Source organism: Rahnella aceris (assembly GCF_011684115.1).
Classification (GTDB): Bacteria; Pseudomonadota; Gammaproteobacteria; order Enterobacterales; family Enterobacteriaceae; genus Rahnella; species Rahnella aceris.
The window spans coordinates 405542-428625 of record NZ_JAADJV010000003.1 but is presented as its reverse complement, the minus strand read 5'-3'; the positions used below and the strand labels follow the sequence as shown (position 1 = coordinate 428625).

19 protein-coding genes are annotated in these 23084 nt (G+C 46.7%); all 19 read right to left on the bottom strand.

What is annotated here, in order from left to right:
• Positions 1-139: 139 nt before the first annotated feature.
• Positions 140-625: a hypothetical protein gene (locus GW591_RS17465; RefSeq protein WP_119262414.1), complete on the bottom strand. Its 486-nt coding sequence runs from the start codon at positions 623-625 to the stop codon at positions 140-142.
• Between the two features lie 197 nt (positions 626-822).
• Positions 823-1470 (bottom strand): DUF2931 family protein, encoded by a 648-nt coding sequence (locus tag GW591_RS17460; RefSeq protein WP_121019820.1) that lies wholly within the window; start codon positions 1468-1470, stop codon positions 823-825.
• Between the two features lie 39 nt (positions 1471-1509).
• The gene (locus GW591_RS17455; protein ID WP_121019819.1) at positions 1510-2157 is read right to left on the bottom strand and encodes a DUF2931 family protein; all 648 of its coding nucleotides are present in this window, start codon (positions 2155-2157) and stop codon (positions 1510-1512) included.
• A gap of 39 nt (positions 2158-2196) precedes the next feature.
• Positions 2197-2844, bottom strand: a complete 648-nt coding sequence (locus GW591_RS17450; protein WP_121019818.1) for a DUF2931 family protein — start codon at positions 2842-2844, stop codon at positions 2197-2199.
• Positions 2841-4424 carry a T6SS phospholipase effector Tle1-like catalytic domain-containing protein gene (locus GW591_RS17445; protein WP_166861132.1) on the bottom strand — a complete coding sequence of 528 codons (1584 nt, stop codon included), beginning with the start codon at positions 4422-4424 and terminating at the stop codon, positions 2841-2843. Before GW591_RS17445 ends, GW591_RS17450 begins: the two co-directional genes overlap by 4 nt.
• Before the next feature lie 29 nt (positions 4425-4453).
• Positions 4454-6958, bottom strand: coding sequence for a type VI secretion system Vgr family protein (locus tag GW591_RS17440; RefSeq protein ID WP_404814856.1), 2505 nt, complete (start codon positions 6956-6958; stop codon positions 4454-4456).
• A gap of 25 nt (positions 6959-6983) precedes the next feature.
• On the bottom strand, positions 6984-8588 hold the full coding sequence (tssA, locus tag GW591_RS17435) for a type VI secretion system protein TssA (RefSeq protein ID WP_166861128.1): 1605 nt from the start codon (positions 8586-8588) through the stop codon (positions 6984-6986).
• Entirely contained in the window at positions 8588-12004 is a 3417-nt protein-coding gene (locus GW591_RS17430; protein ID WP_166861126.1) for an ImcF-related family protein, read from the bottom strand. Before GW591_RS17430 ends, tssA begins: the two co-directional genes overlap by 1 nt.
• Positions 11988-13151: a hypothetical protein gene (locus tag GW591_RS17425; protein WP_037033072.1), complete on the bottom strand. Its 1164-nt coding sequence runs from the start codon at positions 13149-13151 to the stop codon at positions 11988-11990. Before GW591_RS17425 ends, GW591_RS17430 begins: the two co-directional genes overlap by 17 nt.
• A gap of 3 nt (positions 13152-13154) precedes the next feature.
• Positions 13155-13421, bottom strand: a complete 267-nt coding sequence (locus tag GW591_RS17420; RefSeq protein ID WP_119262420.1) for a PAAR domain-containing protein — start codon at positions 13419-13421, stop codon at positions 13155-13157.
• Between the two features lie 692 nt (positions 13422-14113).
• A complete protein-coding gene (locus GW591_RS24025) occupies positions 14114-14506 on the bottom strand; it encodes a hypothetical protein (RefSeq protein WP_191996267.1) in 393 nt (130 codons plus the stop codon).
• A 127-nt stretch (positions 14507-14633) separates the two neighbouring features.
• Entirely contained in the window at positions 14634-15392 is a 759-nt protein-coding gene (locus GW591_RS17410) for a hypothetical protein (RefSeq protein WP_037033070.1), read from the bottom strand.
• A 31-nt stretch (positions 15393-15423) separates the two neighbouring features.
• Positions 15424-16197, bottom strand: a complete 774-nt coding sequence (locus GW591_RS17405; RefSeq protein WP_119262422.1) for a hypothetical protein — start codon at positions 16195-16197, stop codon at positions 15424-15426.
• Positions 16194-18143 (bottom strand): lipase family protein, encoded by a 1950-nt coding sequence (locus GW591_RS17400; RefSeq protein ID WP_119262423.1) that lies wholly within the window; start codon positions 18141-18143, stop codon positions 16194-16196. Before GW591_RS17400 ends, GW591_RS17405 begins: the two co-directional genes overlap by 4 nt.
• A gap of 46 nt (positions 18144-18189) precedes the next feature.
• Positions 18190-18612, bottom strand: a complete 423-nt coding sequence (locus GW591_RS17395) for a hypothetical protein (protein WP_191996266.1) — start codon at positions 18610-18612, stop codon at positions 18190-18192.
• A gap of 2 nt (positions 18613-18614) precedes the next feature.
• Positions 18615-18899: a hypothetical protein gene (locus tag GW591_RS17390; protein ID WP_119262424.1), complete on the bottom strand. Its 285-nt coding sequence runs from the start codon at positions 18897-18899 to the stop codon at positions 18615-18617.
• 51 nt (positions 18900-18950) lie between these two features.
• Positions 18951-21497, bottom strand: a complete 2547-nt coding sequence (locus tag GW591_RS17385) for a DUF2345 domain-containing protein (protein ID WP_119262425.1) — start codon at positions 21495-21497, stop codon at positions 18951-18953.
• A gap of 73 nt (positions 21498-21570) precedes the next feature.
• Positions 21571-21915 carry a putative T6SS immunity periplasmic lipoprotein gene (locus GW591_RS17380; protein ID WP_037033062.1) on the bottom strand — a complete coding sequence of 115 codons (345 nt, stop codon included), beginning with the start codon at positions 21913-21915 and terminating at the stop codon, positions 21571-21573.
• Positions 21912-22457, bottom strand: coding sequence for a hypothetical protein (locus GW591_RS17375; RefSeq protein ID WP_037033061.1), 546 nt, complete (start codon positions 22455-22457; stop codon positions 21912-21914). Before GW591_RS17375 ends, GW591_RS17380 begins: the two co-directional genes overlap by 4 nt.
• Positions 22458-23084 lie beyond the last annotated feature (627 nt).

The window sequence follows — 23084 nt, the reverse complement described above, 5'->3', positions numbered from 1 at the left end:
TGAGGTTTACTTCATGCTGATCAACAAGATATTGAGTGTAAATACTTACTCCCGAGTGTACAGGACTTGCGAGGGTTTATTTCGTAATCACACATAAAACATGTGTTGCTTAAGAAAATTCAAACGGCATCCAGGGCCTTTAATTGTCAGATTCATTACTCCATTTAATAACACCCTCTATGTCTGACATGTCATTATAGAAAGGTTCATTTTTATTACTTTTAAAAATTTGAATAATGTCATTAGTGAGCGTGTCAGAGGTTTTCTTCATGCAGTAGAATTTAGAATTGTCAGTATTGTCGCTTAAAATGTAATGGCAGTTGTATTTTTTGGTGTCTGTAGTGAAGCGCAGGGTGACATTCTCAAAAATTATGCTGCACTGAGGGTTTTCTCTCACCAGCGGCTGCAATAATTGCTGGAAAGATGCAGAATAGAGTAGTCCATAGTATCCATTATTCGTATTGCTGATTTTATTAAGATATAACGTGATGGTGTTATCATCTTGAATGCCGTGACTGGATTTTACACGTTGATATTCCCCTTGCATTTTACTGCATGGGGTGGGTTCATTTGCTAAGGCAAAAAATGAAATTGAACTCAGTAGTAAAATGATTTTTTTCAGCACGTGATTTCCTTATTTTAAAAAAAACTTCGCATTAACCCTACCCACCTCTAATAATATTCTTTGGGGTGAGGAATTATGACATATAAAATCTCTGACTGACATAAGGATGGGTAAGGTGTGATTATTTTGGTGCAATGCGCCGGCGGGAAGTGGATGTCAGACATTTATTAAAGTCATATTTATTTTATTTAAACTCATCACCAACTGCCGTAGGGATATTTTTTATCTTTAATGAAGGTTTTCATACCTTCGCTGTATTCGTAACCATCCGGGAAATTCGTTTCGTTTTTGCACATTGCTAACTCTTTACCTGAAACAGTGGTTATTTGGGTGCTCGTCTGGAGTACGTCAGGGTCTCCATTGTTCTTTAGCCAAACTCTGACTTTTCCCTCCGGTGCCAGGCCAATCACCATATACCGGAAGTAATAAGTCTCCTTCGGATTTGACCAGTCAGGCTCTGAACTCACCATTTTATGTTGTGTGTCCAAAGAGAAATATAAGGTGGTTTCATACACTTTTTTGTCAATAATAGAGTCCCAGCAAAACTTAATCATCTGCGGTGGAGATTTTGCCTTATTAAAAGGTGAAGATCCCAGACCATTGTGGGTATCCCATTTTCCAACGCTGTCGCCTTGTGGCTGATCGATAGTCTGGAAAACGTAACCGTAACCGTCGGTATCCAGTAACTTCACAAGGGTGACCTGAGCAGGCAGGGCCTTAGGGGTTGAGAACGTGAAATACCATTCATCCCAGGGCGCTTTAATAGTTCCGTGTTGTTCTTGCGCATTGCCACTGGTGCAACCTGTTAACAGAAAAAGGGATAGGAGACTTGTTATTGTTTTCATGCCTTAGTTCCTTGCATATATTTATGTCCTTCTAACTCATCACCAACTGCCGTAGGGATATTTTTTATCTTTAATGAATTCTTTAATATCGTCATCGTACCCATAACTAAAATCACTGTTAGTTACCCCAGCGCACATATCTAAATCCTTCCCTGATACAGTAGTTATTTGGGTGCTCGTCTGGAGCACGTCAGGGTCTCCATTGTTCTTTAGCCAAACTCTGACTTTTCCCTCCGGTGCCAGGCCAATCACCATATACCGGAAGTAATAAGTCTCCTTCGGATTTGACCAGTCAGGCTCTGAACTCACCATTTTATGTTGTGTGTCCAAAGAGAAATATAAGGTGGTTTCATACACTTTTTTGTCAATAATAGAGTCCCAGCAAAACTTAATCATCTGCGGTGGAGATTTTGCCTTATTAAAAGGTGAAGATCCCAGACCATTGTGGGTATCCCATTTTCCAACGCTGTCGCCTTGTGGCTGATCGATAGTCTGGAAAACGTAACCGTAACCGTCGGTATCCAGTAACTTCACAAGGGTGACCTGAGCAGGCAGGGCCTTAGGGGTTGAGAACGTGAAATACCATTCATCCCAGGGCGCTTTAATAGTTCCGTGTTGTTCTTGCGCATTGCCACTGGTGCAACCTGTTAACAGAAGAAGGGATAGGAGACTTGTTATTGTTTTCATGCCTTAGTTCCTTGCATATATTTATGTCCTTGAAACTCATCACCAACTGCCGTAGGGATATTTCTTATCTTTTATGAATTCTTTAATGTCGTCATCGTACCCATAGCTAAAGTCACTGTTAGTTACCCCAGCGCACATATCCAAATCCTTGCCTGAAACAGTGGTTATTTTTGTGCTAGTTAATAAAATATCAGGATGGCCATACTGTCTTAACCAGGTATGCACGATACCTTCCGGAGCCAGGCCTATTAACATCGTTTGCCGGTAGGCACTTTTTGAAGGAGTGAGGGGGGTTGGATAAGGGGTAATCATTTTCTCCCAGGTATCAGAATAAAAGAATAAAGTGGTTTCATAAGTTTTCTTGTCAATAATAGAGTCCCAACAAAAAACAATCATTTGAGGTGGGGACTTTGCTTTATTGAACTGGGTTCCGCCAGCTGAGTTTTGGTCATCCCATTTTCCCACACTGATGCCCTGTGGTTGGTTTATTGTTTCGAACACATAACCATAGCCTTCGGTGTCGAGTAATTTTACCAGAGTAACCTGAGCAGGCAGGGCCTTAGGGGTAGTAAATGCAAAGTACCATTCATCCCAGGGGGCTTTAATGTTTCTTTGTTGTTCGTGCGCTTTACTGCCGGTGCACCCCGCTAACAGAAGCAGGGATAGCAGACCTGTTATTGTTTTCATGCCTTTGCTCCTTGCATATTCCATACGGCGCGCACCCAGCCGGGATTAGGACGGTTAACAAAACCGACAAGTTCTGCCGGTTTTACCGCGCCGTAAATTGCCTTGACCTTATTGCCATCGAGCCAGACGTGTTTAAATACCACTGCGTTCCAGTTTGCAGAACAGTGGATGTATTTCCCAATCAATTGTATTTCTTCATAAGTGAAGGGAGCTGAGTTACCTCCAGTTATAACTGCTTTTCCCTGGTTAATGGCTTTTTGACTCAACGGTTCTAATTCTTGTGGCAATCTTAATGCGATATTCGTATCGCGAATTGGATCAAATATACATCCAGCGCTTTGAGCGGCGGCTAGCATCACGCGTAAACTTACCTTTGACCAGTCATTAGTGACGGTACGTTCCATTGTCACCGCCGCGCCAACACGCTTTTCCGTCACACCCATACGATTTTTATTCGGATTGACCAAATAGTCATACCATGTTCCCAGTGTAATCTCCCCGGAAAGCATGAGGGGGCTCAGATTTGGCAATACCCGCAGGTCAGGTATTTCCGCTGCGGAACTGCGATAAATATTCGTCATCTCGACGGGAATGCTATCCCTGACGGTCTCAAATCCAGGTTCAGAGAGGAACAGGTATTCTTTTTCCTGCGGATTATAGCCACCGCCAATATCCGAATGTACACCGGGCAAGGCCAGTTCTGGCCACGATTCTTTAATGCTGTTCAGGCTGAAGTTATAGCGGCATTCATGCATTGCGGTAATCTGAAAGACTTTTTGTGCAATATCTTTTGGAAGCGCCAGCTCAATGCCGGGGTTTACACCGCCGTGGACGTCAAACAAATTTGTTACCGCACCGACCGCGCAGACAGTATCAAACAGCCCCAGAAAGCGAACTTCCCCTGCAGGTTTGCCATGTTGATTCCGGCCATCCAGCCCTTTCGTGATGGCTTCCTGTATTGCCTGATCGTTGTTTCTGACACGGTTCGCAAAGTGACGGGCAGCAGCGGCACCACGACTGAAGCCGAAGATATCAAACTGGATTTTTTCAATCGCACATGAATTACTTTTGCTTTCTTTGAGTAGTAATTGAATTTGTTCAGTAATTAATGCAACGCCTTCATTTGTTTTATCGACTACGCCATCAAACCACACACCTATCCCCATCCCAATAAGGCTGTCATCCTTATCTCTTGACGTACCAATCCCCTGAACATAAATAGCACGCTGATACTGCTCTTTATCATCAGTGATTTTATTGTCCTGAGAATAAAGAGTATGAAGCCAATGCACATTCGAATAATACCCAAGATAGCTCCCCGCACCGTTGCCGCTTTTACCTAATTTTTCAACACAGGATGCGGCATCTTCGGTTTTCATTCCCACATCCAGACTGGTGCAGGTTTCCAGAAGACGTTTATCAGTATTAAACACATTATTACCAGTGCCATCGAAAAACATACCGATGGTAAGCGTGATGCCGGGGACTTCTTTACGCTTACAAATCACGATTTTTTCTGAAACGTTTACGTCAGTTGTATGTTGCCCATCACTGACTTCCCATGTATTGCGTTGCGCCATTCTGTATATTCCTTGAATTAACAATCGTTCTACCTGGTGCCCAGAATTTCTATATTCATTCTTTCAGGCGCATTGGTGTAAACCTTCATGGTCTTGCCGTTTTCATCAGAAACACCTGTATAAATTGTGCCTTCAGCGGTGGTGATGCGGTATTCCGTTGAAGGAATGGTGTTTCCTTCTTCATCCTGTAAGGCGTAAACCGCACCGTAACCTTTAGGGAACACAACTGGCGGAGTATTTACGCTCGCCGGTCCCATCTTTTGCCAGTTGGCTGACTTAAACAGGATGTTTTGTGGATCGGCGATTTCAATATTGCCGTCACTGAGTTTGATGTAACCGCCACCGCAGGTCAGGATCAGCTCTTTGGCGGCGGTGATCGTGACGGTGCTTTCCGTGCTGGTCACGGTGATGTCGTTTTTGGCCAGCGCCGATAATTCGTCACCCTGCGCCTGAATGTCGACTTTTCCTTTCCCGGCGAAGAGTTTCATCCCGGATTTTTGGGCAAACAGGCTGACGCTTTCACCCGCTGCGGCAGTAAAGGACTTGCCGCTGCTGATGTCGGTATTGCTGCCGGACATTACGCCGACGCTCTGACTGCCGGAGGCAACGCGTACCGCAGACGGGCTGACGATACCGATGCCTTGTGGCGCAGACATCAGAATGCCTGCCGCTTCCAGTTTTTTCAGTGACGTATTGAGCGCTTTCTGGCTGTCGGTATCGCCCGGCGTGGCTTTGGCTATTTCCGCCACCTTCGCCAGACTGCGTGCCAGTGTCAGCGCCTGTTCAAGCTGCGCAATGGCATCGTCCATCTCGAGCTGCTTACCACCGGCTGCCGGTTGCTCGTCGGCGCTGATGAATATGCCTTTTCCGGCCCGAATTGCGCCCCATTCATCGGTGCGCAGTTCAAAACCTTCACCACGTAACGCACGGCTGGCATCCACGTTATGCCCGAGGTTGAGCTGCGTCTTGCTGCCGTATTCCGTGCTGAGCTTGATATGTTCTTCGCCGCGTTTGTCCTCCATCCGCAGCTTATTGTTAGCCGGGGTGCGGATGACATTACGGGTGTTGTTTTGCTCCGTGACGTGATCCGTGTGGCGCGAATCATGCAGCGCGTGCGCGATATACGGCCTGTCCGGATCGCCGTCGTGGAACGCAATCGCGACTTCCGTGCCCTGTATCAGCGGGAAGTGGATGCCATACTTATCGCCGCCGTAAGGTTTGGCGAAGCGCACCGGCATGCTTTCCTGACCCTGTGCTTTATCATCCTGGTCGGCATCGAATCTGACCCGGTACAGCCCCGACACATCCTGCCAGGCGTAAATATCATTGGCCTTGGCGCTGGTGACGCGCGCCATCAGGGTGCCGCTGACCACGGGACGCGGCAGCAGAGCAGGGCGCCAGCATAAAGTTTCACTGTAAGGTACTGCCATCAGCCGGACTTTCAGGGCATCTTTGCGGCTGCCGCTGAAGTGGGCGTGGATCAATACGACAGGAGATGTCAGCAATTCCGGCAGCGTTGAGGGGATCGCACTGTCGGTAATCGTCAGCACCTGCGCGGGTTGCAGCGTGGCATCGTTACTGAAAAAGGAAAGGGTCGTTTGTTGTGACAAAAAGCGTTCGTGGTCGAGGCGCGCCATAAAGTTGGCGGTTTCAGCCGCCGGATCGGTTTTGCCGCCGGTTTCCGGATGGCGCGGTTTATAGTGATACACCTCGCCGTAAGTGATGCCTTCGCCCGCTCCGCGCGTCATGTCTGCTCTGGCAGACTGTAAAACCTGCTGCGCTTGCCGATGGTTATAATCTTTGCTGGAGACGCCTGCTTGTACCACGCTGTGCTGAATGTTCACTCCCCAGACAGAATCCGCACCGCTGTCGCTCATCCCGGACGGGCTGTTCAGCGGCAGGGTTTTACCGAACTGATAAGCGCTTTGCTTGTCGGCAAAATGGATGACTTCGGTCTGTGCATCGGGTTGCAGGGAGAAAAAATAAAAGATCCCCAGTTCTGAAAGCAGACGTTCAATAAAGGCCAGATCGCTTTCCTGATACTGGTTGATTTGCTCGCGTTTCGGGTAAGTCAGTTTCAGCGAAAACTCAAACTCCCATCCCTTCAGGCCATGTTCGGTCAGCACCTGTTCAATCACGTCAGGGACAGATTTGTTCACAAAGAATCGGTGGGTACGAAACTGCTTTGCGAGCAGTGCCAGAAAGGGCTCGAGCGTAATCTGATATTGCACCTGGTCAGCGGAGCCTGAGATGCGGCGAAAATCCGTGATCACGCCGTGAACGACTTTTTGTTCTGACAGACTTGCCAGCGGGCCGGAGCTCATGGTGAACGTCGCTGGCTGGCGGAGAAGTTCGCCGGAATCGATATCTTTGGCCGTGCTGGTAAACGTCACGTTGTAGCGGTAAAGCTGGCTCATGGCCTCGCTGCCGGTGAAGCTTTCCACATCCAGTTCTGCCTGGCAGGACGGCACGCTCAGGCGGTAGCGGTTCAGGGTCGTTTTCGACAGCGACAGCAAGTCTTGTGCAATATCCATCATGCGGGTATTTCCTTATATTCCGTTAGCCACACAGTACCGCAGCGCGTGCCGGGTCGAGGGCGATGAGTCCGGCCAGCAGATATTCCATGTCACCGTGCAGGCGGGATTTATCGGTGTCTGCGCGGCTGGCTTTCATGCGCAGCAGTTTCAGGCGTCTGGCTTTCACTTCAAACAACAATTCTGGTTCCCACTGCGTGAGAGTGAGCGTCGAACCATTGTTGTCCAGTTCTCCCAGCAGATGCAGCGCCATGTCATTTTTGCCATATTGTTCGGCAACGCGCGCCATTAGCAGGCGTAAAAGCCATAGATGGCGCGGTGTGCGGGTGCCGGGACGGTTCTGAAGCCAGTTCAGCGCGGCTTCCACGCCGCCGCTGTCGGCCTGAGCCAGCGCTTCCGGTTCCAGCTGAAGGATATCGTCATCACCCGCCGTCGTGGCTGATGCGGAAGGTTCATTGCCCCAGTTGCCGGAGGACGTCATCACCTGCTGGTTAATCCAGTTGAGCGTGACCTCATCGGCGAATGGTGTGCCATCATCAAATGCCAGCCCTTCAAGACCGGGTAAACGAGTGAGTAATCCGTTCAGATCCTGCTTAATGATGTCAGCCCAGGTTTCATAGGGGGCGCCTGCTTTGACAAGCGCCTGATGGATGTACCATTGCAGATCCAGCCAGAGATGATTCACCCCCAGAGCAAACAGACTGTCGGTTTGCTCCAGCAGCTCCAGCCAGCTTTGCTGCAGATAAAGTCGCTTGAGCAGGGCGCGGTGTTCGGGTTTCGGCGGCGACAAACGGGTACGTCCGTCGGCAGCCAGCGGAGGCAATTCATGCAGAGTATCCAGCCGGATGCTTTTAATCAGATGATGACCTGAGAGCCAGCCGGATGGCTGATCACGCAGGTATTTCGCCAGCAGTTTTGCCTGGTCGAGCAGGTCGCGTCCTGAAGTCACCGGTTTAAGTGTCGGGGACTCAGCAGACGTGTTTGACGTGTGGCCGGTTGTTGCTGCGCTGCTGTTCTGCGGGATAACCGCATCAAAGCCACCGGACTGCGCAAGCCGGTTTTCCAGCGCACCATAAAGCACCCCAAACTGCGGACGGGTGGCGGGTTCCCAGGAATTTAATCCCTGTTCGATGAGCGACAGTGCACCGACGATGCGTGAAAAATCATTCTTGTCCACTTCAGGGAAAAGCGACAGGCTGTCGAGGACACGTGAGGCTGCCAGCCACTCCAGCGCGGCTTTCCGGCTGGTAGACCGCAACGGATGCAGGGTTTCACCAAAGCGTGTAATTAGCCCGGCCAGCAAAGAAAGGCCGTCGGCCAGACCGGTTTCTCCGTCACGATGCAAACGTGCCCAGATGTAATAGGTCGCAACGCGGACATCTTTGCAGTGTGAGACAAGCAGATTTTCAGCCAGCTCGCAGGTCAGGGACGTATCCGCACCGGACAGTTTGTTAACCTCTTCGCGCATTTGCTGGAAGTTGTCGTCATAGCCGGGGTCTTCTCCGGCAGGCATGTCCTGCGTAACCGGCTGTAGCCAGTTATCCCAAAGCGAGGCTTGCTGTTGTGCCTGTTCCAGCAGAAACGCAGGTTCTGCAGAACACGCGTTCTGCAGTGTATTTAATGTGGCCATTACGGCTCCTCAGCGATAGCGTCAGGATCAAAAGGTTTTTCTGCAGGTACAAGCGGTACGGCCTGAATCTGGAAAATCTGCGCGGGGAGGGTGAAATCACGCAGTCTCAGTAAAGCCAGAGGACCTTCACCCGCTTCGGTGCGCAGGGTGTAATTCAGCAGTCTGCTGTCCGGTGCTTTCCAGGTGATATTAAAGCTGCTGCTCACACCCTGATACGGCGTAACTGACGCTTTATCGAGCAGGCGGATCAGCCCCCAGGCTCCCGGCAGATCGGCAAACTGTCGTGTGCCTGCTTGCGTGCTGATCCAGCTCAGGCTGGCGCCCGGTGCTTCGGTATCATTTGGCCAGGTGAAGCGCTTCCAGGCAGGCAGCTGGTTGTAATAACTGAGCTTCTGGCTGTCGATCACCAGATCCGTTTGCATGACATCTTTAGCAGTGCCCGGACGCAGCTCAAAATGCATCCCCGCTTCGCCATTGGTGAAAACCACATCAGAGAGGTAACTCAGGGTATCCATGGCTTTGAGGAATTGCGGGCTGAAGGTCAGTCCTTGCGCATTGATACTGTCAGGTACCCAGTGACTGCCTTCTTTATGCAGGACGCCGTTCAGACGAGTTTGCAGGAAACGGGCGATGCGACCGCTGTCGCTGTTGAGATAGCGGGCCATCAGCGGCAGTGACACTTCGCTGCTGGTATTTTTTAATGGATAACGGCCACCGAATGCGCTGTTCCAGTCATCGACAATCGCCGTCTGCCATTGCACATTCAGGCTCTCTGCGGCAGGAGTCAGCACCTGCTGCCATGCCTGTTCCATTGGCTGAACAAAAATTGTCTGCCCGAATCCGCTCCATTCCTGACCCAGACTTGCCGCCACCAGGCTGCCGTAATCACGGGTTTCAGTCAGATCCACCGCTTTGCCCTGAAATACCGTTTGAGCGAGTGTTTGGGTCATCGCCTGTGGATCGGCGGCATTAACAACCTGCTGGAGTTTCAGACGCACCTGTGTAACCCGTGTCAGGAAAGTCTGCAGACTGAGGCTGGTATTACTTTGCCCACTGCTTTTGTTGTCCATCAGTGCCAGTACCGGACCAAATGTCGCATCCAGCGGACCACGGGCACCGGCTTGCTGGTCAATCGCCGGTTGTTCTTCGCGGTTTAAAAGATTTTTGGCAGATTTCACCAGCGAGTCAGAGAGCGCTTCTCCGCTCTGACCGGTTTTACCTTGTATGCTCAGGGTATTCATCAGCGCCACCAGCGGCGACTGACGTACGTCCGCCATCAGGGTCAGTTGATCGATAGCATCTGACAGGGTTTGTGCCTGTTGCCAGTGCAGGCTGTTTAAAAATTCCAGCCAACTTGAGGAGAAGTCTGCGAAATAACGTTCTTTCAGGCGTGCCTGCAACGCTTCCGGTGAGTCCTGCTGCAACACTGCAGTTTTGTTATCACTCAGCACCCAGTCCATTTCTTCACGCCGGCCGTTAACCACTTTCTCAATCGCCGGTTTGACAGACTCATCCCAGGCTTTCCGGGTGAACATGCCCGGCACCACGGCATCGGTGGTAAAAATCCTGTCAGTATCGGTATCACCCGTCATATCGGACAGAGTCATATCTGCATACTGGTGTGCGACCTGACGAAGCATCTTCTGATACAACGAAGATTCACTGTTACGTGCGCCCATCAGGCGGATGAGTAAAGTTCGAACCTGACTGACCAGATTTTCGTCAACAGAAAGCTGCCATTCAGGATGGCGGGAAAGGTTACGGGCATAAAAATCCAACAGAACAGGCCCCTCACCCTGCCATACACCATCGGGCACATCTTTACGCTGTGACCAGTCGCTCAGCAGTGTTCTGCTAAACCAGGTGGGGTCCATTTTTGCAGGACGTGACAGCATCAGATAGAGTTTTAGCTGATCGTAAGCGGGCTTTACCATTGCATCCCGACGCGGATCGCCCGGAGGAAGCCCTGCGAAGGTGGTGAGACGGTCTTCCAGGTGCTGAGCGGCAGCGTCACGCAACAGTGGCATTGCACTGGCGGCATACTGAGGCCAAAGTGCAGTCAGCAAAGGGTCAGTCTGATTCAGTCCAAAACTGCTGTACCACGGGGCATGCTGCTGGCGATACTGAAGCTTACCGAGCGTATTTTGCAGTTCGCGTTGGGCTTTGAGTCGCACGGGAAGCACTTGCTTCACATCCGCAGCCTGTTTCACTTGTGCTTCGCTGGTATTTATTGTCTGGCGGTTAACCAGGAAGGACATGACCATTCCTGCACCCCATAACACCATCACACCTGCGGCAATTGCGCCGAACGTTTTGCCCCAGGCGAACCCGAGTTTCTTGGCCGACAACCCTGCGGGTAATGACGGCAGCGAATTAAGCAGAACATCCCAGCGATTATCCTTACCCCAGTGATGTTTCACGGTGCGCTGAGCATTCACCGACACCGGGCTGAACATGATGCCCGCAAGGGGAGAAGGGCGGTAAGGATTCAGCAATGCGGCGACAGGTTCAATAATAACGCCCGGTGCTTGCGCCAGCTGGTCGGCAAGCTGCAACAGGAACTGATTGCGTGTGCTGGCGCTGATTTGTTGTGTACCTTGCGCGATCAGCCTCGGTACCAGCGCGGTGAGCTGGATTTTGAGTTCATCAGGTTTGCAGGCAGCAGGCAGCAGGCAGCCGACGGGCTGGGTGATGCGATCTTTATTATCACCCTCGGCCGGATGCAGCGACCATACATACAGCGGCAACCGCCATCCCAGCAGATCAAAGCGAACGGCAAAGGCTTTCGCGGCGCTGTCCATCATGTCGGCAGTGAGGGGGGGCTGAGTCTGCAACTGACCGTTCGCGGTATGTTGCGCCAGCGCAGATGTCACCCAAATCACACCATCCAGCGAGCGACGGCGCAGATTGCGCAATGCGTTAAGCCACGCGCTGTCGGCCTGTGCGCCCAAATCTCCCCCCCACACCAACACGGTACCGCTATCTTCCTGCCAGTATTGCGATGTCAGACCGGGCGTCAGACGCTCAACGTCAGCAGCGCTGCCGGTGAGCAGCAGAATGCGGACTTTGCGGGGCCAGAAACGGCCGTAGGTCTGGCGCAGGGCTTCCCGCAGTTCAGTTACCGTGACGTGGCGTGGTGCAGTTTGTACCAGGCGCTCTTCGCTTCCCGGCAGTATGTTCTGCTGCTTTTCTTCTTCGCGATGCATGAGTTGTCGCACCAGTCGCAGCAGTGCAGGGCCAAAACGCAGCGCTGCACCGAGTACGCAGATCATAAGGAAGGCTCCGGCTTTTTTGCCCGTGGTATCGAGGCCGAAGAAATCACCGTGATGCCATATAGTCCATCCAATGAGGCTAAGCAAAGCCAATAGCAGAACCGTCAGGCCCCCAAAACGCCAGAGCCTACTTAATACGCTCATCCCCACTCCCTGATGCGATGGTGTAAACAAAATTTTCTGCTCCTGTTGTGGATAACGCTAACCAAGATTGTTGTCCGATATGAACAAAATCAGCCCCCAGCGCGAGGGTTAACCATGGGGAGAATGGCCCCTGAATGCCGCAATATGTTTCGATAGTCAGAATATTTTCGGCCTCCCATTGAGTACCCAGCGCATTTCCAATGGTGATAAGTGCGGCGGAGGACCCGGTCCATTTCTGGTGATCACCCAGGACGCGGGCAGTCCGGCAGGCCTGCGTTTGTGTCGTAAGAAGTAAAGTCAGCTCTTCGTTGAGATTACCCACATCCAGTGGCATAGGCCGCAGTACGCGGACGATGTGAGGTAAAGCATGTTCTTGCGCGACATCATCACTAGTGAACAACAATGCGGCCAGACCGTCGGAATAATGAGTATTCCCGTTCATCTGTATCACCAAAATCAACTGGACTGTGGATTCCGGTTGTCCGAGCCTTTCATCAAGTGAACGGAATGAAAGCTGATCGATGATATTCAGCGATGCAGGACGAAGGTTTTCAGGCGCACGGGTCTGCCAGCACTCATCAAACAGTGCGAATAATTTCTGCCTGCCTGATTCAGGTTCATCGGTTAATACCGTGACCTGAAGTGCTAACTCAGGGGGGAGTATCCGCAGGGCACTCTGAATACCTTCCAGCAACGTATTAATGACCGACTTGTTATCTTTCAAATAATCAATGTGGCGAACCAGCCCTTGCTGCTGTGGTAACCCTCTGAGGTTTTGCTTTAATAAGGCCGCTGAAATACTGTCCGGCAGCATGACGCAACTTGCTGAGAGCGCGATATAACGTTCGGCCCATGCGGTCCATTGTTGCTGAGCGTGTTCAGCCTCACGCTGGAAGAACTGGAAACGCTCCATTTCGCGGCCATAAAGATAACCACAGGTACTGAAAGTCAGTATCCAGAGCACTATGGGTATCAGCGCGAATAACCAGATATTTATGGCTTTCAGTGCACTGAATGTTCCTGATGCATGTAAAACAAATAACAACACACCGGCAATCACCGCCAGCACACCACTGATTAACCAGCCACCGGAAGAGGGAGGTGAGGGTTGTTCAGTCGTAAAGGGTTTTTGACGTTCCCAGCCCATGACTTATCCTATTGCGCAATCCGGTGCACCGGAGATGACCTGACAACCGCAAAGACATTTGCAGCCATCCACCACAACTGCTTTACCGTCTGATGACCATTCGGGTGAACCTTCTACAATAGGGTTAACACCGTGGAAGGGAACCGGGCAACTGACTTTGTCACCGACTAACGCGACAGGTTTTCCGTTTACAATCATGGTTGAAGAGGCTGAAATAACAGAGCCACCGTGTGTGGTTTTGTCGCCGAGTAATACGAAGCCTTTTGGCATGAAAATTCCTTTTATTTGATGTTCAAATAACATTGATGAAATAACGTTAAAGGTACTTTAAAGTACCTTTAAATGTACGAATCTTAAATTTGGTTTAATTTTTTTTGTCGGGAGAAGTTACGTAATTTTATTAATATTCTTGAGGTCTGTTTTTACGTAAAGTGTCCACGCCGGAGTTAATAAATATAATGCCCATGGATTCTACTTCTCATTTATTCATCTATATAAAAATACTGGCGACCTCAAGTGGAAACGGTTTTGTATAAGGTGACGGGTTTTGAACTTCCACATTAACCCATTGAGTATCAGAGGGTGGTGATAATGTATGGTCGGTGTTGCTAACACAGCCGCAGTTTGATAAAACAAAAGTCATGAGAATTATTGATTTGTTATTCATTTTGTAATCCTTGTAAAACAGGATGTGTTAATTATTTGATTTCGGAATTATTAATTTTATCAAAGCTCGGATTAATGCTACCATCGGAGATTACTGAACCGTCCGGGTATACAAAACTGTAAAAAACACCATGTTTATTTTCTTTTGGCGCAACCATTCTTGTTATTTTTTTCGTTTAAAAGCGGTTTGTATTGAATGTTTACATTCTCAGGGCTTTTTAAGCTTTTCAGAGATAAAAAATCTTTCTTCCCGAAGAGATTTAATGTTTTTTTATTTGGGTTGATTTCTTCCTGTATTACGGGGAATTATAAGGGTGAAATACTAATGTTCCCTGAAAAATTATCAAATTTCCCATTGCGAGCAGCAATATCATCAAAAGCGATCGTTGCTCCAACCGCTGTACCCGGTACCAAATCTTACCGAGATGTGTGGCATCGATATATTCAATGCCGAGATTAAACTCACTCAGTGTCCATTCGCATGATCCTCCACCCTTCACTGCCACTTTTGCATGCCAGTCATTAGTGTTCCCCTGTTGCAGGAGAGGGACTTTAATACCATTATAACTTGGCTTTGCTTCACGGGAGCCATCAACTCTGTTTATGCTAATTTTCATGCATTTATGAGAACTATAAACTACTTCAAGTGGAAACGGTTTTGTATAAGGTGACGGGTTTTGAACTTCCACATTAACCCATTGAGTGTCAGAGTGGGGTAATAAGGTACGGTCTGCTGTAACTGCACAGCCACTTTTTGGTAAAAAGTCAGAAGGACTAATGTTTTATTGTTCATTCTGGAGTCACTTAAGTTATCAATTATTCAACCTTCATTTTATCAACCAAGTTAAAATCAGGAAAAAGCGTTCTTTCAGGAGCAATGCTTCCATCGGGATAAACTATTTTTGCATGGGCGCCATCAATTTTTTTTTCAGGCTCGATAAATTTAACAATTTTACTTTCATCTACCTTGGGGTTAAATAAAATATTATTAGCATTGATTTCACGATAAGAAACAAAACTTTTTTTACCTAAGAGTGAAAGGGTTTTTATTTTTTCAGAAATATTTCTTTCTCTTATGTATGGGTAATATTTCTCTGAAATCCATATATCTCCCTGTACAGCGGTAAACTTCCCATTGCGAGAAGCATCATCATCAAAAGCAATGCTAGCACCCACGGCTGTGCCAGGTACGAGATCCTTTCCCAGATGAGTCGCATCAATATATTCTATCCCCAGATTTAGGGCACTCAACGTCCAGTTGCAGGATCCACCGCCGGTCATCGCAACCTTTGCCTTCCAGAGATCATTATCTCTTTGCTGCAGCGGGATTTTAATGACGTTATAGCTTGGTTCGGTAATGACAGAACCATCAACACCGCTTACTCTTTTTTTCAAACATTTATGAGAAATATATCTGACCTCAAGTGGAAACGGTTTTGTATAAGGTGACGGATTTTGAACTTCCACATTAACCCATTGAGTATCAGAGGGTGGTGATAATGTATGGTCGGTGTTGCTAACACAGCCGCAGTTTGATAAAACAAAAGTCATGAGAATTATTGATTTGTTATTCATTTTGTAATCCTTGTAAAACAGGATGTGTTAATTATTTGATTTCGGAATTATTAATTTTATCAAAGCTCGGATTAATACTACCATCGGAGATTACTGAACCGTCCGGGTATACAAAACTGTAAAAAACACCATGTTTATTTTCTTTTGGCGCAACCATTCTTGTTATTTTTTTTTCGTTTAAAAGCGGTTTATATTGAATGTTTACATTCTCAGGGCTTTTTAAGCTTTTCAGAGATAAAAAATCTTTCTTCCCGAAGAGATTTAATGTTTTTTTATTTGGGTTGATTTCTTCCTGTATTACGGGGAAGTATAAGGGTGAAATACTAATGTTCCCTGAAAAATTATCAAATTTCCCATTGCGAGCAGCAATATCATCAAAAGCGAACGTTGCTCCAACCGCTGTACCTGGTACCAAATCTTTACCGAGATGTGTGGCATCAGTATATTCAATTCCGAGATTAAACTCACTCAATGTCCATTCACATGACCCTCCACCCTTCATTGCTACTTTTGCATGCCAGTCATTACTGTTCCCCTGTTGCAAGATAGGGACTTTAACACCATTGTAACTTGGCTTTTCTTCTCGGGAACCATCAACTCCGTTTATGCTAATTTTCATGCACTTATGAGAAATGTAAACGACCTCAAGTGGAAACGGTTTTGTATAGGGTGAAGGATTTTTGATTTCCACATTAACCCATTGTGTATCAGTCGGTGGTGATAATGTACGGTCAGCTTTGCTGGCGCAACCGCTGCTGAATAGCATTGGCAGAAGGATTATTAAAATCTTTAATCGGTCAATCATTGTTCAATCTCCTCTTCTCCGTAAAGGGAAAATCTTTGCATGATAATATTACCTTTTTCAGAACTTAGAGTTGGAGTAATTGACACTTTTAGTAATTCTTCAAGTTCCAAAAATAATCTATTTCTTTTTAACTCATTTTCAGGTATTTCAGTGAGGTTCTCATTTATTTGATTTTTAAAGGCTTCGATTCTATCTTGATGCTCGCTAAATGAATCCCCTAGACTTAATTCTTCCTGATAAATTAATTCAAGCAATTTATTGTTAATATATGGCATGTAAGAAGTCATGAAATGTTTAAATATATTAAGAGCTGTTCCCCTCGCAGGATTTGTACCTTTAGGGAAAAACTCCAGCAAGTCTTCTCTTGTCAATTTATTCTTAAACTCTTTTTGTTGTTCACCCGCAGCTAGCGCAGAGCCCTCCGCAAGACAGGGTGCCAGGTATAAGGTTACGCTGAGAGGCAATCGCTTACGAATGGTCATACAATTATGAGGATAGGGTAATGTTACTTTACACTCTTTCCATACCCTACTCTGTGTTGTATCCAGAAAGGCAACTGTATTTCCATGATGCCAGAAGCAGTCTCCCCACTCTTTAAGCTGATATGCACCTAATTCAAGAGTGGACCATACCCCTCCTAATACTACTCCCAATGGTCCCCATAAATTATAAAACCAGTTGTCCAGATTAGCTTCTGGTGGCAACGCTGGGACAGGATCAGTTTCGTTAACGTGTCGGTAATGTGTGATATCAGATAATTGACTCACAGCATCGCGAGTAAAAGTCCTTGGCATTCCGTAGGTGTATAAAATAGGCATTTGCGATTTTAAACTTGCCGCATGTATCAGGGCTAGTGCGCCTCCGAGACTATGACCACAAATATATAAGTATCTACCTTTTATAACTGTCTGCAATTTTTTAATTTCATTTTGAAACTTACGTTCAACTACGCTATATCCATCCCAAAAACCATAGTGCACCTTGCCTTTCGACACCAGCTCTGTGCACTGCAATTTGATATCACACGACTCAGATTCTACTGGGCGGAAAGAACCATCAGCAACCCCGTCCCAGAAACTGGCTGTACCACGCCACGCCACAATGACATTGTCATCATTGTATACATAAAAAAGCTGAGTATCTCCATCGGGTTCTGCTGCTTTTGTAGAATCCATATAGACAGGTGGAAAATACCTTTTGCTAAATGAAACATCTTTGACTAAGGCGTTAGTTGAATAATCGCCCTTATGTAATTGTGGTAATCTGGATAAGTTTTGACACTGATTAATAAAAAAATGGCTAATAGAGGCTTCGTCAATACTACTATCATCCGCATAGGCCAGTGACGCTGCGGCCCCTAAATTAATGGCATTCGCCATCGAATAGTCTTTCTGATGATGCAAAACCAGTTCCCAGGCTCTGAAGGGACAAATCTCAATGACATGCCGTTGTTCAAGCTCATTGGTTCTTATTTTAAAACCTTTAAATGATTTATCTGCAGGGAAATGGAATGGAGGTGGAAAAGGCTCACCTTCTCGCTGTTCAATATCCGGAACCGTCCGGCATAATTCACCAATAACCGCATAATGCCAGATATGCCCGTTTTCTTCAGCATCATTGCGCACGGTAGAATCATTGAGTTCGCGACTAACCCGCAGTGAGCGTTGTTCCATTTCTTTAGCCAGCGGTTGGGCATCGATAAATAATCGTAGTTCGCTGCCATAGCGAGGCTCTATTCTTATCAGGCCAGTTGCATCGCTGGTCCCTTTGAGTTCTTTCTCATAACCTCCTGGCGTTGCGCTGTTTTCTGCCTGCCATGGCATATTGGCGACGGCCTTCCCTTCTTCATCGACCAATTGTATTTCAACCCAATAGGGTTTCTGCTTACCAGTGTATGCATTCTGGTTTTGAGGAGACGCTGAAGTGTATGCTTGTTGCGTTGCCATAGATTTTTTCACTCCCTGTTTTGTTATCGTTATTTCCGTTTAATTCTTAAACGCTTTTTTGTGCAATTTTTAATGAATACACCTTTATTATTTCTGAAACAATGACTGCTAAAATCAAAACTAGCGCACTACTAATGCTGAGGCTTTTGAATAGCCAGGGAAGAAAAGACAACGATGGCGTGAGCAATAACAGGCGGAAAGGGGTTTGCAGATAAATAAAAAAATTAACCCTTTTCCATTTCTTAACTAGAAGAATAAAGGAGAATATAATAGAAATGTTAAGAAGAAGGGATGTGGAAAATATGATAACCGATGAAACGCCATGCTCAGGATAAATTTTACTAAAGGAAAGGATGTCATCTATAAGTGGAATTCTTCCTTGTAGTATATTCAGCCAGACAAATCTCACGATGTATAAAAAATCCATTGCTGCCCAGAACAAGTAGATGTTGTTAAATTTATTTTTCATTTTTATTTGCCCTTGCTTTCATAGATATCATCAGCCATTACCGGCTGCCAGTGCCAGGATTTCCCTTCAGGTGCCCAGTTATCATCACCCCCAAGGAAGGTCTGAGTGACGATCTTTTGTTTACCGTATTTGTAAACAGCCGATTTTTCGATTAACTCTTCTGCAGCATCTGTGGGCATAGGTTTCCATTCCAGGACCATGTCCCTTTTAGTATTCATATAGTCCTTCCCATCAGAACCAAACACTCTTCCTTCATCTCCCATAGACGTCAGGCGATTACCAAGCATAAGACCTGCATTTTTTAAGGCGTGGTAGTCATAGCTTACTTTAACCCAATGTCAGGGACCTTCTGTGGGGATTTCATCAGGAAAACTTACCTGGATACTTGTAGGGGCAACTGAATTTATATCAGGCGTCTTTCCTGCTGCGTCTGAGAATCCTTCAAATATCTCACCTTCACCTGTGGTAATTTTATATTTCGTGAAGGGCTTTATTTCACCGGATTCAGGATCTTTAAGAGTAAATCCTCCGCTATAACCTTTTGGGAATTCAAGCTTAGGAGAGTCGAGACTTGAGGAGCCCATTTTCTGTACATTAGCGGCTTTCAAAAGAATATTACCCGGCGCACCCAGCTCGATATTACCACCGCTAATCTTGATGTAGGCCCCTGCGCAGTTAAGTATCAATTCCTGGCTGGCATTCACCGTCACTTTTCCTTCCGTGCTGGTGATAGTCACATCTTTTTGAGCTGATGCAGCGAGTTCATCCGCCAGTGCCCGAATATCGACTTTGCCATTACCGGCAAAAAACTGCATTCCTGTACTCTGCGCAAATAGGCTTACGGTATCCCGGGCTGAAACTGTGAAGGACTTACCGCTGCTTATATCCGTGTTTCCGCCCGACACCACGGCAATGCTTTCATTGCCCGATGCCACACGTATGGCTTTTGGACTTACGAGGCCAATGCCGTCTGGGGCTGATATGACAATACCCGGAGCTTTCATCTTGCTGAGCGACTTATTCAGTGCCTGCTGGAAATCTGTATCACCTGGCGTTGCCTTTGCTGTTTGTGCTGCTTTCGACATGCTCCGGGCTAGTGTGAGCGCCTGCTCAAGCTGGGCTATCGCATCGTCCATTTCCAGCATTTGACCGCTGGCTCCCGGCTGCGTATCAGCACTAATAAATAAACCCTTCCCGCCGCGTATCGCCCCCCATTTATCGGTTCTCAGCTCAAACCCTTCACCGCGTTGTGTTTTGTTTGCATCGACGTTATGCCCAAGGTTCAGCTGGGTTTTGCCGCCGTATTCCGTACTGAGTTTTATATGCTCTTCGCCGCGTTTATCTTCCATACGCAGCTTGTTATTTGCAGGGGTACGGATAACGTTGCGGGTATTATTGGCTTCTGTCACATGGTCGGTGTGGCGTGAATCGTGCAGGGCATGGGCGATATAAGGGCGGTCGGGGTCACCGTCATGAAACGCGATCGCCACTTCGGTGCCCTGGATCAGCGGGAAGTGAATACCATACACATCGCCACCGTAAGGTTTGGCGAGGCGGACAGGCATGCTTTCCTGGCCCTGTGCTTTATCATCCTGATCGGCATCGAATTTAACACGGTATAAACCGGACGCATCCTGCCAGGCGTAGATATCGTTGGTTTTCGCGCTGGTGACGCGTGCCATCATCGTGCCGCTGACTTTTGGGCGCGGCTTAAGAGCAGGGCGCCAGCACAGGGTTTCGCTGTAAGGGACTGCGCTAAACCCTACATGCAGTGGCGTAGAGCGACTGGCCGAAAACCGTAATCCAGTGATGACGACCGGTGTTTGCCATACAGAAGGAAGTGAAGATGGAATATCGCTATCCATCACAGTCAGAACCTCTAACAAACGCAGTGAAGCATCTGTACTGCTCCCCTGTAATTGAGTTTGTGCAGCCAAAAATCTTTCATGTTCAAGGCGTGCCCAGAAATTACCACTTTCTGGTGCTGGCGTCGTTGCATCTCCACGTGTTAAGTGACGGGGCTGGTACTGGTACACGTCGCCATACGTTATTCCATCCCCATCTCCTCTGGTCATATCCGCTCGAGAAGAAAGCAGAGAAAGTTGAGCCTCACGGTGGTTGTAATCTTTAGCTTGCACTGAGGATTCAACTACTTGATGTCGCTGGGACAGCCCCCAAACAGACTCGACGCCGTTATCGTTCATTCCTGCCGGATTACCCAGCGGAAGTGTTTTACCAAACACATAACAGCTTTGCTTATCTCCCAGAATAAGTACTTCGGTCTGTGTGTCTTGTTGTAATGCAAAAGTATAGAAAATTCCTACTTCAGACATCAGGCGCTCGATAAAATCTCTGTCGCTTTCTCCGATTTGGTTGATTTGTTCACGTATCGGATAACTCTGCTTTAGCTTGAACTCAAATTCCCAGCCTTTAAAATTGTGCTCACATAATATTTGCTCTATGACTTCTGGAATTGATTTATTGAGAAAAAAGCGATGAGTGCGTTTTTGCTTATCTAATAATGCAAAAAAAGGTTCAACAGTTATTTGATAATGTGCTTCATCAGCGGAACCTGACACTCGAGTGAAATTTGTTACTACCCCGTGGACTACTTTTTGAACTTGGGCTGCCGACAGACCTGGCATCAGTGCACCCGCTGTTTGCATTATCAATGTAGTGCTGCGGTTAAGCATTGCTTGCTGGCTAATGTCCTGGTTGGTACTAGTAAAGTCTATTTTATAGCGATATCCTGAGCTTACGAATTCTTGACCAGAAAAAGACTCAACATCCAGGCATGCTTCGCAACCCTGAACATCAAGATGGTAACGATTGAGACTTATGGAAACGGTTTTTTTTGCATCGGATAATGTGTCGGTAATATTCATTGTTCTTCCTCCTGCACTGTATTTATCCGGAAGCAGAAAGATGAGCTCCGGTAATATGCATTCCTTTAAATAGTTAATATTTATAAATTAATCTGGCTGCGTATACTTTTCTTTCCCCAGCGTTAATTTTCACAACGGAGAAACTGACATTATATTCAATGCCACTAATGAATTTATATCCCATCAAAGGTAGGCATCTATTTTTTGCATGTTGTTGACCAGGAATGTTGGCCTTGAATTCTACTTTCTCGCCTGATTTTTGTATTTTCATCTTCTCGTAAATAAAATCACTGTTTATTCCAGGGGCAAGCAAGCAGACTTCTTGCCCGGATTGTCTAACCTCAGCAGGATCCCAGGGGATTTTGTCACCCAAACACCCAGTTAGTAAAAAAACACAGATGATAATTATTTTTTTCATAAAGCCTCCGGGGAGGGGAAAGAACCTAATATATTTTCATACATACGTAAAAGGTCACCTTCTGCATAATAACTATCTTTATTTATGAAATTGTTCCCCCAGAGATCTTGCCAGACGCTGTATCCGAATTCCCGAAGGATAAAGTAGTCTGATACGATGGATGCTTGTTGCTCCATTGAGTAGTCTGAAAGCCGGTGTTTAACCAAATTATAATGATAATCGGCAGCCCAACTGAATAATCCACATATCTTAACCATCATGCCATGTTGGTACTGCCAGACATGACATAATTCATGAAGATAAACATGTTTGCTGTCTATACTTACATTTTTGGCTGAAAAATCAGGTAAGTAATAACCTTCGCGAAAATAGATTTCACCATTTGGTGTCATCGCCACGTTTTTTGACTGTAAACCGAAAGGAAGATAGCTGTCACAATGGATCCAAACGCTTGAGTAATTTATTTGGTTGCTGTATAAGCTCTGAGCTAATGCGATTTCTCCTGGTGTCATTATCCTAAGCTTTCCCTCTCCTTCCGACATAGGTATCTCCTTAATAGAAATTAAAATCGTATGTACTTACTAAACCTAGCGTCATGCCAATTCCCGTAACGAGTCGGGGAATAATTATGAGGAAGAAGTTTTTTATATTCACTTTCACTCGATTCAAAAGTGTTACTCATGTATTAACGGTAATCTAATTTAATTACTATTTTTATGATTGTCTTGGGATTCAATAAAACATGAGTTTTTCATGTGTGGTTAGTAGTAGTTATCCCACCTTTGGTGAAGGTTGGGGAATGCATATCAGTAGATTAAATATCCAATGGTAATTAATAAAATAGAACATTCACCCCAGAAAAACTATATTCGCCATCGGAAATAAAGAAAAATCATGCACAAAGAATCGCTCCGGAAATAACCATTGTTGAACCTATCGCGCCGGCAATTTTATAAATAAAAGTGACTACAATTCTTATTATGTTCATAATGCCTAAATAACAAAAGTTACGGGCAGCGAAGTAAAATCTTTTCCAACAGCACCCCAAAATCCATCGCTATCTACATTGATAGCATCAAGCATGTCGCGTGCAATCTCTTTTGCACCTTCCATAATGATTTTCCCCATTGAGAATCTGGAAACTATTTTACGCCGGATTACCCGGCGCT